Source organism: Nocardioides sp. (assembly GCF_036267815.1).
GTDB lineage: Bacteria > Actinomycetota > Actinomycetes > Propionibacteriales > Nocardioidaceae > Nocardioides.
The window spans coordinates 20,469-43,196 of sequence record NZ_DATAVI010000038.1 but is presented as its reverse complement, the minus strand read 5'-3'; the positions used below and the strand labels follow the sequence as shown (position 1 = coordinate 43,196).

The following is a 22,728-nucleotide window of genomic DNA, read 5'->3' as shown; positions in this document are numbered from 1 at the left end:
ACAGAGTCGAGGGACAACCCACGTCGTGGACTCGTTCTGTCGGGTCTGCAACAACCACTGTGCGATCAAGGTGGAGCTCGACGACAGCGGGTCACCGCTTCGAGTTCGCGGTAACAGCGAGAATCCGGTGTTCGGTGGCTACACCTGCGTCAAGGGCCGCTCGCAGATCGAGTTCTTGCGAGGGCCCGAGCGTCTGAGGCATTCGCTGAAGCGTGGACCCGACGGCGAGTACAGACCAATACCCGTCGAGGTGGCGCTGGACGAGATCGCGCAGCGACTCTCGGCGCTGCTCGCCGAGCATGACCCTCGGTCCATCGCGAGCTACGCCGGCATCATGGCCGCTGGAACCTTCCCGACAGCCATTCCCCTGCATGCGGCGTTCTTCGACGCGGTGGGCACGCGGATGCGGTTCGACCCCAACACGATCGACAAGGGCGGGAAGCAGACCGCGGCATCCTTCCTGGGGTCGTGGAGCGCGCCGTCCCAGGGCTTCCACCATCCGGAGGCGATTCTGCTCATCGGGATCAACCCGCTGATGACCTACACCGGCTTTCCGACCGGGTCACCCCACACCTGGCTGAAGCAGACCTTGGCATCCGGCTGCAAGCTCATCGTGATCGACCCGCGCCGTACCGACGTGGCCAAGCGTGCGACGCTGCATCTCCAGGCCGCGCCCGGGCACGACTGCCAGCTCGTCGCGTCTCTCATCCACGTGATCCTCCGCGAGCGCCTCTACGATCGCGAGTTCGTCGGCGCACACGTCTCCAACGTCGACGTCCTGGAGCGTGCCGTCGAGAGCTTCGACCCCTATCGGGTGGCGAAGATGGCGGGAGTGGAGCCCGAGTCCCTCGTCGAGGCTGCTCGGATGTACGCGGGGGCGAAGCGCGGCTATGCCATGGCGGGCACCGGGCCGAACATGGCCGGGAGTGGCACTCTGCTCGAGTATCTGGTCCTCGGCTTGGAGACGCTCTGCGGTCGTTGGATGCGGGAGGGCGAGGTCCTCACGACGGCACCGGCGCTACTCCCTGGACGGCGCCGTGCATCGGCGGGCGCGAAGGACCCCACCGACTGGCGAAGGCCGGAAGCCGTTCGTGCGCGGGGTCTGCACGAGAGTACGGCGGGCATGCCGAGTGCGGCGCTGCCCGACGAGATCCTGGCCGACGGGCCGGGGCGCGTCCGCGCACTTGTCAGCTGGGCCGGCAACCCCGCAGTCGCCTTCCCCGACCAGCGCCGGACGATCTCGGCGCTGGAGAGTCTCGACCTGCTCGTGCAGGTCGATCCGTGGATGAGTGAGACGGCGAGGCATGCGCATTACGTCATCGCACCGACGCTCCCGCTGGAGGTCCCGTCGATCACCACGAAGCTCGATGCCTTGGCCGGACGCGCGACGGGGTACGGCCTCGGCCAGGCCTACGCGCAGTACTCGCCGGCTGTCGTCGACAGACCCGCCGACTCCGACTTGATCGAGGACTGGGAGTTCTTCTACGGGTTGATGGTCCGGATGGGGTTCCCTGTCAGGTTCCGGCCGGCGGGGGCCCAGGTTGCGGAGCTGACCCTCACTTCCAAGCCCACGACCGACGAGCTGCTCGAGCTCGCCACGAACGGCTCGCGGGTGCCATTGAGTGTCGTGAAGACGCACCCTGGTGGTGACCTCTACCTCGACGACCTGCCGACGGTCGGCCCGCCCACCCCCGATGACAACGGCAGGCTGGATGTCGGGAATGCCGAGATGCTCGCCGCTCTCGCTGCCCAGGAGACGAAGATCCTGATGGCTCCCTCCGACCGCCACTTTCCGCTGCGGCTCCTGTGCCGCCGCAACGACCACGTCTACAACTCCTCGTGCCACTTTCCTGCAACGGATCGAGGAGTGCCCTACAACCCTGCCTACCTTCACCCCGAGGACCTCGCCGAGCTGAGTGTGCAGCCGGGCACCGTCGTGACGATCCGATCCGCCCTGGGAGAGATCAGTGCGGTGGCCGAGCCCGATGCCGACCTGCGACGTGGCGTCGTCTCGATGGCCTTCGGATATGGGCCGCAGGGCGACGACGGCGACGTGCGCAGGACCGGCAGCAGCACCAATCGACTGGTCTCCGCGAGCGACGTCTTCGACCCGTACACGGGGCAGCCGCGGATGAGCAACGTGCCCGTCTCCGTGACGCCCCGGAGCCCGAGGGGACGGACCGTCGAAGAGACGGGAGACCCTTCATGAAGGGTCTCGCGGGGCTCCGCGTGGTCGAGGTCGGAACGGCGGCCTCGATCCCGCTCGCCGGCGTGATGCTCTCCAATCTGGGTGCCCAGGTGATCAAGGTGGAGTCAGCGGCCCGTCCCGATCTCAACCGGATCCGACCGGGGCGGGCTCCGGACCCCCCGGAGCAGTCGGTCGGCGACGCCTTTCCCATGCTGCATGAGCTCAACGCCGGGAAGCTCAGCGTCACCCTCAACCTGAAGACGACGGGCGGCCAACAGGTCTTTCGCGAGCTGCTGGCGGTCAGCGACGTCTTGATCGAGAACTTCGCGCCCGGGTGGCTGGATCGACTCGGCATGTCGTTGGCTGACCTCGCGGCCGAGTACCCCCGTCTCGTCATCGTGGCGGCCAGCGCCTACGGAGAGTCGGGCCCTCGATCTCAACAACGGGCCTATGCCCCGATCATGACCTCCCTTGCCGGTCTGGAGGGTCTCATCGGGTACACGGAAGACGATGTCATCGGCATGGTGTCGACGGCGTTCAGCGACTCGAACTCGGCCTACTTCGCGCTGCTCGCCGTCCTCGCCGCCCTCAAGCATCGCGAGCAGTCAGGGTACGGCGGGCTGGTCGACCTGTCCCAGACCGAGTGCGCGGTGGCGGTGGTGGGCATCGCACTCGCGGAGTACCAGCTGACCGGTGTGGCCCCTTCGCCGCACGGCAACGACCATCCCTTCTACGAGCCGCGCGACACCTTCGCCTGCCGGGACGGTCAGTGGATCTCGATTGCCGTGGAGTCCAACGAGGAGTGGCTCGCTCTGTGCGGTGTGATGGCGGAGGTGGCGGAGCTGGCGGATCCGCGGTTCTCGACACACGGGGCGCGCCGAGAGGCACGAGACGAGCTCGCGGCGCTCATCAGCCGCTGGACAGCCACCCGTGACGCGTCCGACGCCGCGGCGAGCCTCCAGCGACGGGGGATCGCCGCTGCGCCGGTGCTCGAGCCCGAGTCCGTCGCAGAGGTCGATCCGCTCCAGGCGCGCGGGATCGTGGACTCACTCGTCCACGACGAGTTCGGAGCGTTTCGTACGACGGTCAAGCCGCCGTGGCGGATCGGCGGCTGGATGCCGCACGCGGCGTCGCCGGCTCCGGTGATGGGTGGGCAGACGCGTCACGTCCTGACGCAGATCCTGGGACGCAGCGCCGACGACGTCGACCGCCTCGAGGATGAGGGTGCACTCGCGTGAGCGTTCCGCCCGTGCTCGAGGGGATCACCGTGGTGCAGCTCGGGGCCTCGACCGCGGCACGGTACACGGCCAAGCTGCTCCTCCAGCTCGGTGCGGAGGTTCTCGTCGCGAGCCGCGGTGCCGAGACCGCGCCCGCGGAATCGCCCGATGCGCGCACCCGTCGCACCGCCATGGCCTTGTTCCTCGACGGCGGCAAGGTCGATCGGGCGATGACGCTCGACGAGGTCGCCGCGTGTGCGGACGTGGTGATCCGCGACGACACGTGGGACCTGTTCGCGACCTCGCCCGCCGAGGAGCTGGCGGCGCTGCACGCGGTGAATGCCGCGGCTGTGTACGCCGTCCTCTCGCCGTTCGGCGCGTCTGGTCCGTGGGCCGGCCGCTCGGGTGATGACCTCGCGATCCAAGCCGCAGGCGCCCTGAGCTCGCAGATCGGCAGACCCGGTGAGAAGCCACTCTCGGTGCCGTACGAGGTCGGTGCGATCACCCAGGGACTCCATGCGGCCGGAGCGGTGATGTACGCCCTGCTGCTCGATCCGGCATACCGACCCGACGCACCGATCGACGTCGCCGGGAGCGACGCCCTGGCGTCGTACACCAGGATGTACACGCACATCTACACCTTCTACGGAGCACCCGCCGTCAGAGCGGGCCGCCGAGCGCCGGGGTCTGGTGGCCAGTATCCGATGACGATCCTCCCGTGCGCCGACGGCCATGTCGTGATGATGAGCCGATCGCGCGACGAGTGGCGCCGCTACCTCGACATGATGGGGTCGCCCGCGTGGAGCTCGGATCCGGAGCTGCAGGATCCGGCGCTGATCGCCCGGCACCATGCCGACCGCATGGACGAGCTCATGTCCGAGTGGCTGAGTACGCGTACCCGCGCCGACCTCGCGACGCTGGCGCAGGAGTACGGCGTCGCCCTGGCGCCGCTTCGCGACCTGTCGCAGGTGCTCGCCGACGATCAGCTGGCCTACCGGGAGTTCTTCCAGGAGTCACCGACGGCTTCGCTGCGGCTGCCGACGTTTCCCGCCCGATTCACCTCGTCCAGACCCGAAGAGGCGACATGACCCACGCTGACCTAGATGCCGAGGTGACCGAGCTCCGGACGGTCAGGCTCGAGGTCTCCGACGGAGTGGCCGAGGTGACCTTGAATCGTCCCGAGCGACTGAACGCCATGGATCTCGCGATGCGCGAGGACCTCGTGCAGGTCTTCGTGGAGCTAGCCGGGATGCCGCTCTCGGCCGTGATCGTCACGGGCGCGGGTCGCGCGTTCTGTGCCGGTGGTGACCTCGGGGAGTTTGCGAGCCGTTCACCCCAGCAGGCTCACGAGGCGATGAGCCGGCTCAGCCATCGGTGGTTCCGCACCATGTGGCAGCTGTCCTGCCCCGTCATCGCCGCGGTCAACGGCGCGGCGGCCGGGGGAGGCCTCTCGCTGGCGCTGGCCGCGGACATCGTCTACGCAGCGGACGACGCCGAGCTCTCGTGCACCTTCGGGGCGATCGGGCTCACCGCCGACCTCGGCGCCCTCTACCTGCTTCCCCGGCTCGTCGGGCTCCGGCGGGCCCAGAGCATCGCTCTTCGCGGGGCGAGGCTCCTGGCGCCCGAGGCCCTCGAGCTCGGCCTGGTGACAGCAGTCCTCCCGCCCGGGGAGCTGCTGGCTCGGGCACGGGAAACCGCCGACCGGTTCCGGTCTGCGTCGCCGCACGCGCTGGCCGCAACCAAGCGGCTGCTCCAACGAAGCTACGAGTCCTCGATGGAGGAGATGCTCGGAGCGGAGCTGTACGCGCAGGCCTACCTGTTCGGAACCGACGAGCACCGCGCCGCCGTCGTGGAGCTGGTCGGGCATCAGGATCCTCGGTCACACGACTCCGTGACCGAGGCGCGGTCGCGCGGCTAGGAGTCGGAGGGCGAGACGCCGTCACTCACGCCCTGGTGGACCTCGCTGGTCGGCAACGTCGTCGCGAGCTCGCGCAAGCGGGTCTTGAGCACCTTGCCGGACACGTTCTTGGGAAGGTCCTCCACGAAGTGGATCCGTTTGGGGAGCTTGAAGCCCGCCAGGTGGTGACGAGCGCTGGAGATGATCTCCTCCTCGGTGGTCTCCTGTCCGGGCGCAACGACCACGAACGCCGTCACGGCCTCACCCCACTCGTCGCTCGGGGTGCCGACGACGGAGACCTCGGCCAGCGCCGGGTTCGCATTCATCAGACCGACCTCCACCTCCAACGAGTAGACGTTGAGACCCCCGGTCTTCACCATGTCCTTGACTCGGTCGGCGAAGAAGAGGAACTCGTTCTCGCTGTACACCAGGTCACCGGTGTGCAGCCAGCCGTTCCGCAGCATCTCGGCGTTGGCCTCGGGGCGCTTGTAGTAGCCCTTGAAGACGTTGGGCCCGCGCACCACCAGCTCGCCGACCTGACCGGGCTCCACGTCCTGGTCGTCGGGACCGACGACGCGGACGTCGTCGTACCAGACAGGTCGTCCCAGAGTGTTCTCGTGCGTGAGCATCTGCCCGGTGAACTCGGTCACCGCGACCAGTGCCGAAGCCTCGGTCAAGCCGTAGGCGAAGAGCATCGTGTCCAGCTCGAGCTCCTCCATGGCATGGGCCGCGAAGCTCGTCGTGTACTTCGCGGCTGCCGTCAGGACGAAGCGGAGTGACGAGAGGTCGTACTCCTTCCGCCCGTCGTACTGCATCAGCATCTGGAGCGGCGTGATCAAGATGGTGGCGTGACTGATCCGGTGCTTCGCAATCAGCCGACAGGCCTCCTGCGGCGAGAACGATCGGCTGATCACGATGGGCAACGCCCTGATCAGGAAGGCGGTCGCCTGGATGTGGAGGCCGGCGATGTGGTTCATCGGCATCGCGAGCAGGAAGCTGTCAGGGAGCTTCGGGCGGACGTACGTCAGGTAGCTGACGGCGTCCCAGCAGATACCACCGTGCGTGAGGACGGCACCCTTGGGCAGGCCCGTCGTCCCCGAGGTGTACATGATGACTGCTTCGTCCTCGCTGCCGACCTCCACATCGGGCTCGTCCTCCGACGCAGCGGCGAGCAGCTGCTCGTAGTCGTAGGCGTTCTCGAGGGTGACCGGTCCGCCGTACACGACGATGGTGATGTCGCCTAGGTCCTCACGGAACTCCGCGACCTTGTCCTGGAACGCCGCCTCGAGCAGCAGGATCCTCGCGTCGACGTCGGTGATGATGAACGAGATCTCTGCCGGCGCGAGCCGCCAGTTGACCGTGCAGAAGACCGCCCCCAGCTTCGCGCAGGCGTGGTCGACCTCGAAGTACTCGACCGAGTTCTCACCCAGGATCGCGACGTGCTCGGCGAAGCCGAGACCGATGCCAGCCAGGCTGTGGGCGGCTCGGTTGACCCTTCGGTTGTAGGCGTCGCACGTGTAGGAGCGGTCTTCGAAGATGATCGCCGTGCGTCGGGGGAACTGCTGGGCGTTCCGGCGAAGAATGTGGCCGATCGTCAGGTTGTCGATCATCGACGGCTTCCTGTCCTCCCAGACCTCCGAAGAGATCAGCAATGGCTCGTGCGCCGGTGGCTTCGAGCCGAGAGACCTCGCTGACAGGCGTGGAGGTCCCGTGACTTCACGTCCTCGAACGAAGTGTCAGTTATTTGACGTTGCTGACGCTTTGAACATTAACATCGCTATCGGGCCTGTCAAGGCCTGCGGCGACGCCCCCTCCGACCGGCGGTGATGACGCTTTGCGCGGATGGCTGGCGAGGCATCGTGGCCTCAGGTCTTCGATCCCTTGGCCGAGGGGGTCGAGACCAGGCGGCGCAGGAACTCCAGATCCTCGGTCATCCGCTGGATGACCACGGGGGCGGTCCCGTCGTGCCGCCGCTCGTCCGGGACGCGGATGCCGTCGAGCAGCAGGGACGTGATCGCCCGCACGGTCTCGTCCGGGCTCGCTCCGGTGGGCCGGTACCAGTCGGGAACGCCGGTGATGGCACCGAAGATGATCGACGTCGTGAGCTCGGGATCGATCGACCGCACCTCGCCGGCCTCGATCGCAGCTTCGAGCGTCCGGGTCAACGCGGCCCTGACGCGACGCCGTTGTGCGGAGAACTCGTGGCGGACGCTCTCGGGAACCTGGGCGAAGTTGCGGTTGATGATCCGCAGCCGGGCCGGCTGATCGACCACCTGCGCCCCGATCCGGAGGACCAGGTTCTCGAGGCGCTTCGACGGTGACTGCGCCGGATCGTCGACGGACTCCAGGACTCCGTCTTCGTTGATCAGGTCACGAAGGAGCGCGACGAGGATGTCTTCCTTGTTCGTGAAGTAGTAGTAGAGGGATGGTCTGGTCACGCCGGTCGCGACGGCGATGTCGCGCATCGGTGTCTCGGTGTAGCCGCGCTCGTCGAAGAGCCGGGTCGCCGCATCGAGGATCGACCGCGCCATGAGCGCGTTGCGCGCATTCTGCTCCGGCACGGCTGCCTCCCGGCTGCTGGACTCGTCCGCCTGCGTGGGGCCTCGTTGCCTCCGGCCCGGTGTCGGTGACCGCTCGAGCGCCGGAGCCTCGCTGCCTGGGGCGCCGCGTGAGGGTCGAGGCTCATGCTAGCCAACCGCAGCCCCATCCAGACCCGGTCGCCCGTGACGTTGATGTCGGACTATTGACACTCGTGATGGTAGCGTGGGACTCAGTTGTGGGCCATGCGGGAAGGATCGGTGGGCATGCGACACCCAGGCAGGGACGGCGGGCCGGCAGTCCGCCTTCGGGTCGAGGCGCCGTGGCCCATCCGTCCTCGAGGTGGAGCATCGTGGCGTCACGGCTGGTAGTGGTGGGCGGAGGGCTGGCTGGTCTGCGGGCCGCTGAGACACTCCGCGCCGCCGGGTGGGCAGGTGAGATCCGGATCGTGGGCGCGGAGGCCCACCTCCCCTACGACCGCCCCCCGCTGTCGAAGACCTTCTCGACGACCGAGCCCTCTTACTCGACGGTCGCGCTCCGAGGTCGCGCCTCGATCGCCGACGTGCGATGGGACCTCGGCGTTCACGTGCGCCGGGCTGATCTGGCGGGCCGGACTCTCGAGACGTCCACCGGATCCCGACTCGGCTTCGACGGTCTGGTCGTGGCGACGGGCCTGACTCCGCGTCGCCTCTCGGTCACCGCGGGCCGCTCGGACTGTCATGTCCTGAGGAGTCTGGACGATGCTGTCCGGATCCACCGGTCCCTGACTCCGCGCTGCCGGGTCGTGATCGTCGGTGCCGGATTCGTCGGCTGCGAGGTCGCCGCGGCTCTCCGGGACGCCGGCCACGTCGTCGATGTCGTCGATGTCGAGAGTGAGCCGATGCGCCGAGCGGTCGGACCGACCGTCGGCCGCGCGATTCGGCGACGACACGAGCAGCGGGGGGTCGCCTTCCATCGGCGCGCCCGCGTCGTCGCCGTCGAGGGCCCGTCCGGGAGACCGCTGGTACGACTCGACAGCGGAGCCGAGCTCAGGGCAGCTGTCGTCATCGAGGCCATCGGGTCCACAGCGAACACCGAGTGGCTGTCCGGAAACGGCCTGGACCTGACCGACGGCGTGCTCGCGACATCGTCGCTGGCGGTGACCGATGGTGTGGTTGCGGCGGGAGACGTGGCACGCTTCCCCAACAGCGTGTTCGACGACGTTCCGCGCCGGTACGAGCACTGGCAGATGGCGGCCATGAGCGCGAAGCATGCTGGCCGGACCCTCGTCGACCAGCTCAGTGGGCGCACGCCTGCCGAGTTCGCTGCCGTCCCGTGGTTCTGGAGCGTCCAGGGCGACGTCCGCCTCCAGGCCTACGGCCTGCCGTCGCTCGGCGCCGCGGCTGACGTCGTGGACGGTCGGCTCGAGGAGGATGTGGCGGTCCGTTTCACTCGCGACGGTCGTGTCGTCGGCATGGTGTTGATCGGGTTCTCCCACCTGGGTCCGACCTGTCGTGACCTCGTGGGGATGGCGGCGTGAGCCTGCAGCATCAAGGAGGAGACCTATGACCGAGCCGGAGACGACCGGGGGCTTCGATGGGCCGAGCCCCTTGCCCGAGACCACGAGGGGCGCAGTGCTACGGGAGCTAGGCCGGGCCCTCGACCTCGTGGATCTCGACCTGGCGCCGCCGGGCGAGGAGGAGGTCACGGTCCGGATGGGTGCCACGGGCGTCTGTCACAGCGACTTGTCTGTCTACCAAGGGCTGCTGCCCAACCCGTTGCCCATGGTGCTGGGCCACGAGGGCGCAGGGACGGTCGTCGCGGTGGGACCGGGAGTGGAGTCGGTGTCGGTCGGTGACCAGGTGGTGTTGAGCTGGCTGGCTCAGTGCAGCCGTTGCTTCTACTGCCGCGCGGGACAGCCGGCGCTGTGCGAGACCGCGACGAGGGCGATGGTGAGAGGAACTCTCCTCGACGGGACGACGCGGTTCTCCTTCCACGGCGAGCCGGTCTTCCACATGGCGGGCCTGGGGACCTTCTCCGAGTTCTGCGTGGTGCCCGAGAAGTGTGCGATCCGCATGGACCAGCCCATCCCCATGGAGTCCGCGGCGCTGCTGGGATGCGGCGTCCTCACGGGATTCGGCGCCGCGGTCAATGCCGGCCGGGTCCGACCGGGGGAGAGCGTCGCCGTGATCGGCTGTGGTGGAGTCGGGCTCAACGCCGTCCAGGGAGCGAGAATCAGTGGCGCCGAGACCATCGTGGCCGTCGACCTCCATCAGGAGCGCCTGGAGCTGGCCAGACGGCTGGGAGCAACCCACACCCTCACCCCTGACGGCGCGCTGTCCAAGACCGTGCGGCAGCTGACGCATGGGCGAGGCGTCGATGTGGCGATCGAGGTCGTCGGACGCAGTGAGGCGATTCGCGATGCCGTCGCCATGACCCGACGAGGAGGGCGCATCGTGCTCGTCGGTGCCGGGCCGGACGACGTCCGGCTGGACCTCCCTGCCTTCGGTGGCCTGGTCAGCACCGAGAAGACCATCGTCGGCTCCTTCTACGGATCGGCTCAGGTCGAGCGCGACCTGTCCGTCCTGGCGCGGCTGTACCGCTCGGGCAAGCTCGAGCTCGACGCGCTGGTCACGAGGACGTTCTCGTTCGGCGACACCAACGAGGCTGTCGCCTACTGCGCCGACGAGCAGGGAGCGCGAGCGGTCATCAGCTTCGCCGACGAGGCCCGCCCTGTCGGACCTGCGAACGCCGGAGATCGCGGCGATGACGACTGAGGAGCACGAGACCCGGCCTGACAGATTCGACCTGGCGGGCAAGATCGTGGTCATCACCGGCTCCACCCAGGGGGTCGGGTTCGCCACGGCGGAACGGATGGCTGTCGCCGGGGCCTCCGTGGTGCTCAACAATCGCAGCGGCGACGGGGCACGGGAGGCTGTGGACCGCCTCCAGGCAGTGACCCCCGGGGCCTCGGTCAGCTACGTGCGCGGCGATGCGATGCGGGCAGACGACATGGCGGCCCTCGTCGAGTCGGTCCTCGACCGCTACGGCACGATCGACGTGTGGGTCAACAACGCCTCTCCGGAGGTGCGTGTCGACTTCTTCGAGCGACTGACGACTGATGACTGGAAGGCCACCATCGACGGCAAGCTCTACTCGGTCCTGACCGCTGTGCAGGCAGCGCTGCCGGCATTGAAGGCCGCGGGTGGTGGCAGCGTCGTCAACGTCGTCTCCGATGCCGGCCGGGTGGGAACCGCGGGCGAGTCCCTGGTCTCCGCGGCGTACGGCGCGGTCATCGCGCTGACGAAGTCCTGGGCGCGCGAGTTCGCGCGCTACAACGTGCGGGTCAACTGCGTCTCGATCACGCTGACGCGAGACACGCTCGGGTACGACCGTCTTCTCGCTCGACCAGAGGCAGCGAAGATCTTCGACAACCTCGCCCGCCAGCTCCGTCTCGGGATACCCGACCCTGACGACGCCGCGCAGGCGATCGTGTCGTTGGCTGCGGCGACCCGCATCACCGGCCAGACGCTGAGCGTGAACTCCGGTCTGTCCTTCCCGTCATGACCTCGACGACCTCTCTCTCCGCATCCCGGCCCGTCCCGCAGCAGCGGACGCGACCGACCACGCCTACAGATCTGAGGCACGAACGATGACCGACCACGCCCTGCCCCTCACCGGCGTCCGCGTTCTCTCCCTGGCAGAGCAGCTCCCTGGGCCGGTCTGCGGTCTCCTCCTGCGTGAGCTGGGTGCCGACGTCACCCTGCTGGAGCGCCCGGGCGTCGGTGACCCGCAGCGCGAGGTGGGGACCTGGCTGTTCCGCTTCGCCTCGCTCGACAAGAAGAGCGTCGCGCTCGACCTGAAGGACCCCTTGTCCAGATCTGCCGCTCAAGGGCTGGCCGCCGAGGCGGACGTGCTCGTGGAGGGGTTTCGTCCCGGCGTCGCCGATCGGCTCGGACTGGGCTACTCCGAGCTGAGCGCCTCGAACCCTGGACTGGTCTACTGCTCGATCTCGGGCTACGGGCAGACCGGACCTTCTCGACTCCTGGGGGGACACAACCTCAACTACGAGGCCGTGAGCGGCCTGCTGACGCCGTTCGCGCTCGACCATCGGCTGAGCTACTTCACCGAGGCCCCTCCGTGGGGTGACGTGTTGTCAGGCGTGCTGTCGGCCCTCGCCGTTGTCGCCGCTCTTCGTCGGGCTGAGTCCACGGGTCACGGCACCTGCATCGACCTGTCGATCACCGATGCGCTCGTCTTCGCCATGGGACCGAGCCTCACCCGGCACTTCAACGGCGGTGAGGCCTTCGACCGGCGCGAGGCCGGCTACGGCGTGTTCCGATGTGCCGACGGCATGCTCGCCCTCGGCGTCCACCATGAGGACCACATGTGGCGAGCGCTGTGTGCTGCGCTGGGCCTGGAGGCGTACGACGCGCTCACGCATCAGCAACGGCTGGAGCGCGCCGACGAGATCCGCGCGGCGATCGTCGAGGCGGTCGCCCACGACACCGTCGACCACTGGCTGGAGGCGTTGGGAGACATTGCGGCGTGCTCGCGCGTCAACACTGTGGACGACGTCGCGACGGACCCGCAGCTGATGACGCGCGGCATGTTCGCGCACGCCACCACCGAGACCGGTGAGGACTTCCTGACCGTCCGCTCGCCGTTGGCCCCGTCCGACTCATCACCGGGCGCGGTGCCCGCCCTCGGGGCGGACACCCGCGTGGTCTTGGAGTCCCTGGGCCTAGAGCCGGCTGTCGTCGACGAGATCGTCGCCCATTCCGCCGAGATCGCACGGCGCGGCGGACCGCGCCACTCGGGGGACGCCGGATGACGACCCAGCTCGAGGACCTGCTGGCGCTGACCCGAACCGGGACCTCCACCTTCCGGGGGCGGGCGACCGACAACCGCGGTATCACCCGGCTCTACGGTGGGCATCTCGTCGCCCAGAGCCTGGCGGCTGCATGCCAGACGGTCGATCCCAGCCGGCATCCCCACTCGATCCAGACGACGTTCCTGCGGCCGGCTGGCACCGAGGACGACGATCTCGACTACCAGGTCGACTCGACTCGGGAGGGTCGGCTCTTCAGCACCAGGTCAGTGCGCGTGGTCCAGGCTGACCGGCTGGTGGCGACGTCCTCGGTCTCGTTCGCTGCGGTGGAACTGGGGGAGGACGTCGCGGGCGGGATGCCGGCGGTGCCGGCTCCGGACCAGCTCGCCAGCCTCCAGGCCAACGTCGCCGCTGACCCCGGAGCGTGGAGCGCGCGCTACCGGACCTGGCGGCACGTCGACGTACGACACGTGCAGACGCCGAGGCAGCGGCTGGAGGCGCCGGACGTCGACAGTCGTGGAGCCCAGCAGGTATGGCTGCGCGTGACCGAGAGGCAGCCGGACGATCCCGGATGGCATCGCGTCCTGCTGGCCTTCGAGACGGACATCACCTTGCTCTCCGCGGCGCTCCCAGCCCTCGGCCTGGGGTCCGGTGAGCCAGAGGTCGCGATGGCGTCCCTCGACCACATCATCTGGTTCCACAGACCGTGTCGGGCCGATGACTGGCTCCTCCACGACCAGGTGCGCGAAGCCTCGTCCGGTGTCCTGCACCTGGTCCGAGGAAGGATCTTCGACGAGAGCGGGCGGCTCGTCGCCTCCGTGGCGCAGCAGGGGCTGATCAGGAGTGGCTCGCGTTGACGGCTGCCGACACCAGTGTCAGAATATAGACATCAGAGAAAACGCCGAATCGACGTCTCACGGTGGAGGCAGCTATGCACGAGGTCGACCTCTCCGCATCGATGGACCCCGGTGACGAGCTCTCCCTGGATCCGATGCACGCCTCTCACCGGGAGTGCCCCTTCCCGCTGTACGAACGGCTCCGAACCGAGGCGCCCGTCGCCTACGTGCCCGAGCACGACTTCTACACGGTGGCGACCCACGACCTCTGCATGCGGGTGCTGCGTGACCCGGCTACGTTCCGACAGTGGGACGGCGACGAGATGTTCGAACCCGGACAAGGACCGCCTCTGGGCCGACCCAGCAACTGGTCACCCGAGGTACGCGCGGCCATGGACGGTGCGCACCGCCCCGTCTCGACGCTGGTCAACGCGAACCCTCCGCGCCACACGCGCTACCGAAAGCTGGCCAACAGCCTCTTCTCCGCGCGCCGTACCGCGGACGCGATGGATGCGCGCATGCACGAGCTCGTCCATGAGCTGATCGACGCGTTGCCGCGAGACGGCGCCGAGTTCGTCTCTGCCTTTGCCGTGCCGTTCCCGATTCGCGTGATCTCGGAGGTGCTCGGGTTCCCGAGCTCCGAGTACGCGACGTTCAAGCGATGGACGGACTCCGCGATGGTGGCCATCGCGGGCGGCGTCCCCACAGAGCGGCTGGTCACCGCGGCGTCGAACCTCGTGGAGTTCCAGGACTACCTCCTCGACATCGTGGAGAAGCGTCGAGAGCAGCCGACCGATGACGTCGTCGGCTATCTGGCGAACGCCACGGTCGAGGACACCGACGGTACCCGTCTCCTCAGACCGGAGGAGACGATCGGTCTGGGACTCCATCTGTTGACGGGAGGCGGTGAGACGACGACGAACCTGCTGGGATCCCTCATGCTCCGGCTCGCCGAGACCACCGGACTCGCTGGCTGGCTCGGAGCCGACCTCACCAGGATCCCCGGGTTCATCGAGGAGACCTTGCGCATGGACTCGCCCTTCCAGTCGCTGTTCCGCAGGACCACGAGGCCCGTGAGTCTCGGCGGGGTCGATCTCCCCGAGGGCGCGAAGGTGCTGGTGATGTTCGCCTCGGCGAACCGAGACGAGCAGTACTTCACCGACGCTGCGGAGTTCGACGCCGGCCGCACCGGCCCCTCCCACATCGCCTTCGGGTTCGGCACCCATTTCTGCCTGGGTGCGCCGTTGGCCAGGCGAGAGTCGCTGATCGCCGTCGAGGCGATCGTGACCCGACTTCCCGAGGTGCGGGTCAGACCGGGCTCGGCGGTCATCCAGAACGACCACGCCTTCCTGCGGGGGCTGCGGCACCTCGAGATCGAGTACGACGGGGTGCGGCCGGCCGCGCCGCTGCCGGTTGGGTAGAGGAAGACACGGTGCTCGACCACTCGGCACTCATCGAGGGACTTCCAGAGCCTCGGATGCTGTTCGGCGACCACTGGCAGGGGACCGGAGCCGAGTCCCCCTTCACCATGGTGGACCCTTCGACGGGGAAGGCAGTGGTCGAGGTTCCGATGGCGGGACCCGCCGAGGTCGACCAGGCCGTCGAGGCCGCGGCCGGTGCCGCTGCGGGCTGGCGGGCCGTGCCGCCGCACCGTCGGCGGGACATGCTGTGGCGACTCGGCGAGCTGGTGCTGCGTGACCGGGAGCGGTTCGGCCAGATCGCCGCGGTCGAGCAGGGTCTGCCGGGTGGCTCGCAGTACGCGAGGTTCTGTGCGGAGTGGGTCAAGTACTACGCGGGCTGGGCCGAGAAGATCCACGGCAGCATCAGCCCGTCGTATCCCGTCGATGCCCTGGCGTACGTGCTCAAGGAGCCGTTCGGAGTCGTCGCGGTCATCACGCCCTTCAACGAGTCGCTGGCCGCTCTCGGCATGAAGGCAGCGCCAGCACTCGCGTCGGGGAACTGCATCGTCATCAAGCCTCCGGAACAGACCCCCGTCCAGACGGTCCTGTTCGCCGAGCTCTGCCTGGAAGCCGGCATTCCGGCGGGGGTCGTCAACGTGGTCACGGGCGGACCGGCTGCGGGTGAGGCGCTCGTCAGCCATCCGAAGGTCGGCAAGGTGACCTTCACCGGTGGTTTGCCGACTGCGCGTGCGATCCTGCGATCTGCAGCCGCGAACCTCACCCCTGTCGTCTCCGAGCTCGGCGGCAAGTCCGCGAACATCGTGTTCGCGGACGGAGACTGGAAGGCGGGTGCCGCTCTATCGGCGCTGAACGCCTGCGTGAACCTCGCGGGGCAAGGATGCATGTTCCCGACCAGGCTTCTCGTGGAGGGCTCGATCCACGACCAGGTGGTGAAGGAGGTCGTCGATCTCGTCACGCGGGCTCGGATCGGAGACCCCGCCGAGCGCGGAATCCAGATGGGACCGGTGATCAGCGCGGAGTCCGCGGAGCGCATCCACGGCATCATCGGCCGGGCTCGGGGCGAGAGTCGCCTGGTCACCGGCGGCGACCGTCTCGGCGGCGACCTGGCCGACGGGTACTTCATCGAGCCCACTGTCTTCGACGACGTCGACCCTGGCTCCGAGCTGGCTCAGAACGAGGTGTTCGGACCGGTGCTGGCGATCTCGACCTTCGAGTCCGAGCACGGGGCGGTCGACGTTGCGAACGGGACATCGGCGGGACTGGCGGCGTACGTCTTCACCGACGACCTACGACGCGCACATCGCATGGCTCGGGAGCTCCAGGCCGGGTCGATCGGGATCAACGGGATGTCGACGGTCCCGCCCACGCTTCCCTTCGGGGGCTACAAGGGCAGCGGCAGCGGCCGCGAGGGCGGCATCGAGGGTCTGCTGGAGTTCCTTCAGACCAAGAGCGTGTTCGTGCCGCTCTCGCCGCCCGCGAGCACCGGACCGTGATGAATGACCGGGTCTCGCTCTCCGAGAGCCCGAATCCAGCTCGTCCGACAACTGAGGAGGCGTCGTGCGCGTCACCGTAGACCGAGCCACCTGTGAGCAGCACGGGCAGTGCACCTTGTCGGCTCCCGACGTCTTCCACTTCGACGATCACGGAGACCTGGAGTACGACGGGGAGCCAGCCGATGACCAGGTCGACGTCGTGGAGGAGGCGGCCGATGTCTGCCCGGTGCAGGCGATCATGGTGCTGCATGACTGACGTCATGACTGACGGTCCGCCACCGAGGACGAGCGCGCATGCATGACCGGCGGGCGTGGCAGCAGCTCGGGATCACCGAGGTCGCAGCCGAGACGTGGCGGGTTCCGCTCACGCTGCCTGACGCCGGGCTGGGTGCGGTCAACGCCTACGTGGTCGTCGATGGCGACGGGATCGTCGTCATCGACCCCGGACAGGCGTTCACCGACGCGACCGAGCAGCTGGGTGCTGCGCTCGACAGCATCGGCTTCAGCCTTCGCAACATCCGTGGCTGCCTGATCACGCACGTACATCTCGATCACTACACCAATGCGATCACGCTGCGCCGCGAGCTGGGTCCGGATGTGTGGCTGGGCGTGCACGAGCGGCCCTCGCTCATGCTGTTGTCCCGGCCGGACGAAGGGCGGCTCGGCACGCTGATGCCGACCCTGCACAGATGCGGCGCGGGCTATCTCGCCGACCAGCTCGGTGCGGTGAATCGTGGTGGTGATCTGCCGATGGACATCTGGGAGGAGCCGGACATCTGGCTGGAGCCCGGTCGACAGATCGCGCTGTCGTCGCGCACGCTGTCCGTCGTCCACACCCCCGGCCATACGCAGGGCCACATCGTTCTCCATGACGCTGAGAACGCCCTCCTGTTCGCCGGTGACCACGTGCTCCCGGACATCACTCCCAGTGTCGGGTTCGAGCCGATCCCCGGGGAGGCGCCGCTGGCGGACTACTTGAGCTCGTTGACCCAGATGCTGGCTCTGGATGACGCCCGGTTGCTGCCGGCGCACGGACCTGTCCGAGACAGCGTGCACCGGCGGGTCGATGAGCTCCTCGACCATCACCGGCTCCGGCTCGACGCGACGGCCGAGCAGGTTGCGGCGGGGCATCGCACGGTGGTCGAGATCGCCCGCGCTCTGCGCTGGACGCGCCGGCTCGTCGCGGTCGACAGCCTCGACACCCTGAGCCAGGCGCTGGCGGTGCTGGAGACGAAGGCCCATCTCGACGTACTCGTCGCACTCGGGCGAGTCGAGGAGGACTCGTCCGACGGCACCCTTCGCTACGTCCCAAAGCGGGAGCGGAGATAGCTGTGTGCGGCTGGCCGTCGCTCACAGCCAGTGCACGGGATCTCGCCAGATCCGCTCGGAGCAACCGCTCACATCGGGGGTCCTCGTGTCCAGCGCCGTTGCTCAGCTCACTCCTGCAGGCGAGGACGAGCCCCGCCCCGTACTCAGCATCCTGCGGTGAGCTGGCCGACACGACGCCCCGAGGGCTCGACCGATGTCCATCTACGGTCCAGAGACTGCGGATCTTGTCAGTACCCCGGACGCCTGGTCGCGTCCCGCGGGGTGGTGCAGCTCGTCGTGTGTGACTTTGCGAGTTGGGTCAATCATGCACCAGCGAGTTCGGGCGCGTCCTCGACGGTGGTCACGGTGGTGATCAGGGCGGTCGGGTTCGGTCGCATGGAGCAGTGCCGTGGAGGCCTCGGAGAGGTAGCGGCGGTTCGACAGCCTCAGCGGCGAGACTGGATCCGCGACCTTCGCGCTGGGCGCTGGGCGTCGTTGCCGAACCTCGGCAATGTGCAGGTGCTGTGTCGCAGTAGTGATGGCGCGTCCACGGCGGTCCGCTCCTTGAACGTCTCGGCGGTGCCGGTGACGGCGATCAGCTGAGGCCAGTTCGGCCCGGGAGCACGCTCGCCAGCTGACTGCGCGAGTGGACGCCGAGCTTGGTGTAGCACCGCGACAGGTGGGTCTGGGCGGTGCGTACCGACATTCCCAGGCGGCTGGCGATCTCGGCATCGGGGAGCCCCTCCATCGCGAGAGCTGCTACTTGCCGTTCCCTGGCGGTGAGGCTCACGCTGGATGCCGCACCTGTGAGCCACGGTGAGCTGGCCTCCTCGCATCGGTCCCTGAGGTCTCGGCCGTGCCAGGCGCTGCGCGTGGCGGCGCGTTCCTGCTGGCCCTGTCGGTGTGCGAGCGAGGCCTCGTCGGCGGCCTCGACGGCATAGCCGAGCGCGCCGACTCCCTCGAATCGTCGCGCGACCGCATCCAGGGCGTCGCCGTCGTTGGCGGCCAGCGCGACGACATGCTCGAGGTAGCAGGCCGGGAGTTCGCCGTCCACGAATGGCACTGACTGGATCGCGGGCAGAACGACGCGTGCGGCGCCGTAGCGTGCTGCGTCGTGGTAGCCCGCGATGGCGACGTTCCACTCGCCCCAGTCTGCGGCGACGCTCGCGGCCCAGGTGGCACGGTCGATCGCCTCGGTGATGTTCAGGCGGGATGCCAGCACGGCGGCCTCGGCGAGGTCCCATTCCGGCTCGTAGGGCTTCATCTGGATGAGGTCGGCTCCGGCGGCCAGAGCCTCCTCGGCGCCGGCATGGTCGCCGAGCGTTGCTGCCGCCCGGGCCACCATCGACCACAGGTGCCGGACGATGAACTGGTCGAAGGGACCAGCCGTGGCGACGGTGCGGCGGAACCGGCGAACGGCCGTCTCGGCTTGTCCGCGGTACAGGGCCAGCCGGCCGAGCAGATATTCGGTCCTGGGCATCGCGAACGGGTCGCTGTCGGCCTCAGCCTGCCGCCGCATGGTGAGGGTACGGCGTTCGGCCCCGAGGTGGTCGCCCTTCTCGATCAGGGCGGTGATCGCGATCAGGTTGAGCGATGCCTCGCCGTACGGAACCTCGGAACGCGCTGCCCTGGCAACCGGAAGAAGCTGGTCGGCGTAGGAGACCGCGCGGTCGAAGTGCCCTTGCCAGTACGTCGCGCCTACCACGCCCACGGCGCCAAGAGTGCGGGCCGGAGCGGCCACGCCCTGGTCCTCGACGAGGTCGCCTCCGCGCGTCAGGGCATCAGCGAACCTCGCGTCGAAGGCGAGCAAGGACGCATGCAGTGCCCGGAGATGGTCGGTGGCAGCACGGTCAGCGGCCAGCACTCCCTCCACCATGGCCACGCCCTGTCCGGGGTCGCCGACCGCTAGCCCCTGTCCCAGCGCCATGCAGTAGAGCACCGCCGCACGGTCCTCCTGCGCAAGCGAGTCCGGGGGCAGTGTCGCCAGCAGCCCCGAGGCCTCTTCGCCGCGCCCACGGTGCGTCAAGATCTCGGCCAGGAGCAGCACAGCGGGCAGCGAGCTGCCATCGGTCGTCGCAGCCCGCGCGAGACGTTCGGCGGCCTCCAGGCTGTAGGCGCGCGCCGCCCGCGCGGCGACGAGCAACCGCTGCGGGTCGGGCCGCTGACCGTCCTCGAGCCGCCACAGCGCCGCGCGCACCACGTCGTGGGCCTGGCCGTCACCGGCGGCCTCGAGCCGGCTCGCCACCGACAGCCGGAAGCGTCGCAGGCGCAGCGCCGGCATCGCGTCCCGCAGGACCTCGCCGTACATCGGGTGCCCGATGGCGAGCTCGGGCGCACCTGACCCTGTGTCAACCCCGACGAGCCCGTCGGTCTCGAGTCGGTCCAGGACCTTCTCGTCCAGCAGCTCCAAGGCCACCGGAAGCGCCAGCGGCTCGGTCGCCGCGAGCAGCTCCATCGCGTCGCGCTCGGGCTCGTCGAGCCCCTCGAGTCGTTCCCGGACCAGGTCGGCGATGCCGCCGCTGATCGGTGGAGGCCGCACCAACACCCACGCCGCGCGTCGCTCCAGGGACCCGTCTTCACGTGCCGCGCCGACGAGCTCGCGCAACATCAAGGGGTTGCCTTGGGAGCGTTGGGCGAACATGCGGACGGTGGCGGCGTCGACCGGCCCGTCCAGGGTCTGCTCGAGCAGCTCGAGGACCTCCTCGAGGTCGAGTCCACGGAGCTCGAGGCGCTCGCAGTGCCCGTCGCGCCACAGTCGGCCCGCGACCGTAGCTCTCGTCGCGTCCTGGGTGGTCGCGACCACCACAGCTCGGCGTCCGGCGGCAAGCTCGAGCACGGCTCGCGCCGACTCCTCGTCGACGAGTTGGACGTCGTCGATCACCAGCAGTGGTGGGACGTCACCCGGGGCTTCCAAGGCGTCGAGCAGCGCTCGGACAGTGTGGCCGGGAGCCAGCGTCGAGGTGTCACCGAACGCACCCGACAACGCCGAGAAGGGGGTGTCGCGCGAGGCGGCCCGTCCCATGACGTAGTGGACCCGCCGACCCGTCTCCTCCGCCCGACGAGCGAGCGCGCGAGCCAGGGCGGTCTTTCCGACGCCTGCGTCCCCGAGAACCAGGACGCCGTCTCCGACCTTGATCCATGACGCGGCGAGGTCGAGCTCCTTCCGCCGTCCAACGAAGGTCCATCCGCTGCCCACGCTCGAAAGATAGCGCCGTAGGCGCACAGGGCGCAGGCGAGCGTCGTCGCGCTCTCGGGCCGTCTACGTAGTGACTACGGATGTTGGTGGCGAGGCGGGCTGCCAGGCTTGCGCCCGTCATTTGGGGAGGGAGCGTCATGCACACACATCGGCGCCTGGTCGTCGTGCTGAGCCCGCTGGTCGCGGCCGGGCTGGTCCTGGCCGTCCCCGCGACGTCGACCGGGAGGTCGCCGGGCGCGAGAAGCGGGTCCGCGCACGGGTGGGTGACGGTCTCGGGAAAGAACGTCGACAGCAGCCTGACCGTGCCTTCCATCGCTCGCTTTGGGCACGCCTACGAGGTGGTGTGGCAGGCCCGCACCGGCGCCGCCACGGAAGCGATCCAGGGACGTCGGCTGACCAGCAGCGGGAAGACGTCGGGTGGCGTCGTCACCGTCGTGGGAGCCTGGCCTTCCCTCCGGGGTGACCCGACGATCCTGGGCTATGCAGGTCAGCACCTGGTCGCGTTCGCCGGGGCACAGAACTCCGGGCCTTACACCACCGGCGCTGAGTTCTACACGACAAGCGCGTCCGGGACCGTCTGGACGCTCAGCACCGGTAGCCTGTCCGCGGCGAATGGCGCCGACCAGGACACGGGAAACGCCGTCACCAACGACGGCGGGACGCTCATTGCCGGCATGGCCGAGGCCAACGGTGTCCGGTACCACGCAGGGATCTCAGCATCGAACCCCGCCCCGGGCACCGATCCTCTCACCTCGACCACCGGCAACTCCTCGTACACGCCCGGTCTCGGCCTCGACAGGTCGACCTCGCGCGTCTGGGCGCTGTGGTTCTCCAACGACGGCGCCGGCGGGCACGACGGTGTGTGGGCACAGCCGGTGCGGCCGGCACTTGGCTCGTTGATCCACGCACCCGGCTCCTCGGCCAAGGGCGGCACCACCGCCCGCGGCGTGGCGCAGGACCTCAGCGCAGCCTCCCGGGTCGGCGGCGGCGTCTACACGGCGTACGTCACGCCGGCGAGCCGATCGGTGGACGTGTGGAAGGTAGGCGCCGCGAAACCGCTGGCCACGCTCAAAGACCTTAAGGGACCCAGCAACGTGACGGTCACGGCAGCCCCGAAGGGCAGGATCTGGGTCTTCTGGCGCGACAACGACGGCTGGCGTGCCACCCGCAGCAACCGCACGGCCACGCGATTCGGGGCCGTCGTCAAGCTGCGCCCACCCAGCGGCATGCAGGTGGGGTTCGGTGTCGCCGGAGACGGGTCAAGAGGGCCGCTCGAGGCGGTCGGCATGGTAGCCACCAGCTCCGGACAGACCCGAGTGGTCGCGCAACGGGTGCGGCCCCACCTCTCCGTGCACCGCTCGCCGAAGTCCGTGAAACCTGGAGGATCGTTCACCGTCACCGTCACCGACGCCGGTGACGCCGTCATCGGCGCTCACGTGCACTTCGCCGGCAAAACCTACAAGACCGGTCGGAAGGGCTCGGTGAAGATCAAGATCGCCCGATCCACGGGCAGGGGCAAGCGGGCGGTCACGGTCACCGCGACCGGGTACGCAAAGGCGACGGTCACGGTCAAGGTGAGCTGAACAGGGGTAGACCAGACCCTGGGAGGGTTCGGCGCTTGCAGCACCGGAACCACCAGGGCGGCCGGCTCGGCGGCCAGCCCGAGGAGCGTGAACAGGGCCGCGGGTACGAGCCACCACGCCCAGCTTGCCCGTGGAGCCGGCAGTGTGGGGGCTATGCGGGCGGCGACGGAGCGGGTCGCGGCTCCGGTCAGTACCGCCATGGGTGTTGAAGGTGGCTGCCGCCAGCCAGCCGGGCCCCAGG

Annotated in this window: 17 protein-coding genes; 14 read left to right on the top strand and 3 right to left on the bottom strand. The window is 68.8% G+C overall.

All coding sequences use genetic code 11. The features are described 5' to 3' along the window. Nucleotides 1-25: 25 nt before the first annotated feature. The 4 genes from VHW64_RS07405 to VHW64_RS07390 are packed head-to-tail and all read left to right on the top strand — an operon-like array spanning nt 26 to nt 5,323. A complete protein-coding gene (locus VHW64_RS07405; RefSeq protein WP_329649883.1) occupies nt 26-2,209 on the top strand; it encodes a molybdopterin-containing oxidoreductase family protein in 2,184 nt (727 codons plus the stop codon). Beyond that, entirely contained in the window at nt 2,206-3,426 is a 1,221-nt protein-coding gene (locus VHW64_RS07400) for a CoA transferase (RefSeq protein WP_329649882.1), read from the top strand. Before VHW64_RS07405 ends, VHW64_RS07400 begins: the two co-directional genes overlap by 4 nt. Continuing rightward, entirely contained in the window at nt 3,423-4,493 is a 1,071-nt protein-coding gene (locus tag VHW64_RS07395) for a CoA transferase (RefSeq protein ID WP_329649881.1), read from the top strand. Before VHW64_RS07400 ends, VHW64_RS07395 begins: the two co-directional genes overlap by 4 nt. Further along, nucleotides 4,490-5,323, top strand: coding sequence for an enoyl-CoA hydratase/isomerase family protein (locus VHW64_RS07390; RefSeq protein ID WP_329649880.1), 834 nt, complete (start codon nt 4,490-4,492; stop codon nt 5,321-5,323). Before VHW64_RS07395 ends, VHW64_RS07390 begins: the two co-directional genes overlap by 4 nt. Here VHW64_RS07390 and VHW64_RS07385 read toward each other — a convergent pair. Together VHW64_RS07385 and VHW64_RS07380 are read right to left on the bottom strand one after the other, a co-directional pair. After that, nucleotides 5,320-6,912, bottom strand: coding sequence for an AMP-binding protein (locus VHW64_RS07385; protein ID WP_329649879.1), 1,593 nt, complete (start codon nt 6,910-6,912; stop codon nt 5,320-5,322). The two genes, VHW64_RS07390 and VHW64_RS07385, sit on opposite strands and share 4 nt — an antisense overlap. A gap of 255 nt (nt 6,913-7,167) precedes the next feature. Beyond that, nucleotides 7,168-7,863 (bottom strand): TetR/AcrR family transcriptional regulator, encoded by a 696-nt coding sequence (locus tag VHW64_RS07380; RefSeq protein WP_329649878.1) that lies wholly within the window; start codon nt 7,861-7,863, stop codon nt 7,168-7,170. A 329-nt stretch (nt 7,864-8,192) separates the two neighbouring features. Here VHW64_RS07380 and VHW64_RS07375 point away from each other — a divergent pair, with 329 nt between their 5' ends. From VHW64_RS07375 to VHW64_RS07335, 9 genes are all read left to right on the top strand, one after another. Continuing rightward, nucleotides 8,193-9,359, top strand: coding sequence for an NAD(P)/FAD-dependent oxidoreductase (locus VHW64_RS07375; protein WP_329649877.1), 1,167 nt, complete (start codon nt 8,193-8,195; stop codon nt 9,357-9,359). A 25-nt stretch (nt 9,360-9,384) separates the two neighbouring features. Further along, the gene (locus tag VHW64_RS07370; RefSeq protein WP_329649876.1) at nt 9,385-10,596 is read left to right on the top strand and encodes a Zn-dependent alcohol dehydrogenase; all 1,212 of its coding nucleotides are present in this window, start codon (nt 9,385-9,387) and stop codon (nt 10,594-10,596) included. After that, on the top strand, nt 10,586-11,386 hold the full coding sequence (locus VHW64_RS07365; protein ID WP_329649875.1) for an SDR family oxidoreductase: 801 nt from the start codon (nt 10,586-10,588) through the stop codon (nt 11,384-11,386). The genes VHW64_RS07370 and VHW64_RS07365 overlap by 11 nt, the downstream gene beginning before the upstream one ends. Nucleotides 11,387-11,471: 85 nt before the next feature. Beyond that, on the top strand, nt 11,472-12,653 hold the full coding sequence (locus VHW64_RS07360; protein WP_329649874.1) for a CaiB/BaiF CoA-transferase family protein: 1,182 nt from the start codon (nt 11,472-11,474) through the stop codon (nt 12,651-12,653). Continuing rightward, a complete protein-coding gene (locus VHW64_RS07355) occupies nt 12,650-13,507 on the top strand; it encodes an acyl-CoA thioesterase (protein ID WP_329649873.1) in 858 nt (285 codons plus the stop codon). Before VHW64_RS07360 ends, VHW64_RS07355 begins: the two co-directional genes overlap by 4 nt. 74 nt (nt 13,508-13,581) lie before the next feature. Next, nucleotides 13,582-14,907: a cytochrome P450 gene (locus tag VHW64_RS07350; RefSeq protein WP_329649872.1), complete on the top strand. Its 1,326-nt coding sequence runs from the start codon at nt 13,582-13,584 to the stop codon at nt 14,905-14,907. Between the two features lie 11 nt (nt 14,908-14,918). Continuing rightward, nucleotides 14,919-16,400, top strand: coding sequence for an aldehyde dehydrogenase family protein (locus VHW64_RS07345; RefSeq protein ID WP_329649871.1), 1,482 nt, complete (start codon nt 14,919-14,921; stop codon nt 16,398-16,400). A 64-nt stretch (nt 16,401-16,464) separates the two neighbouring features. After that, on the top strand, nt 16,465-16,656 hold the full coding sequence (locus VHW64_RS07340; protein ID WP_329649870.1) for a ferredoxin: 192 nt from the start codon (nt 16,465-16,467) through the stop codon (nt 16,654-16,656). 38 nt (nt 16,657-16,694) lie between these two features. Then, nucleotides 16,695-17,729 (top strand): MBL fold metallo-hydrolase, encoded by a 1,035-nt coding sequence (locus VHW64_RS07335; protein ID WP_329649869.1) that lies wholly within the window; start codon nt 16,695-16,697, stop codon nt 17,727-17,729. Between the two features lie 574 nt (nt 17,730-18,303). Here VHW64_RS07335 and VHW64_RS07330 read toward each other — a convergent pair. Beyond that, entirely contained in the window at nt 18,304-20,904 is a 2,601-nt protein-coding gene (locus VHW64_RS07330; protein ID WP_329649868.1) for a LuxR C-terminal-related transcriptional regulator, read from the bottom strand. A 137-nt stretch (nt 20,905-21,041) separates the two neighbouring features. On the opposite strand from VHW64_RS07330, the gene VHW64_RS07325 reads away from it, so the two are divergent. Beyond that, the gene (locus tag VHW64_RS07325) at nt 21,042-22,487 is read left to right on the top strand and encodes a hypothetical protein (RefSeq protein ID WP_329649867.1); all 1,446 of its coding nucleotides are present in this window, start codon (nt 21,042-21,044) and stop codon (nt 22,485-22,487) included. The last annotated feature ends 241 nt before the right edge of the window (nt 22,488-22,728 follow it).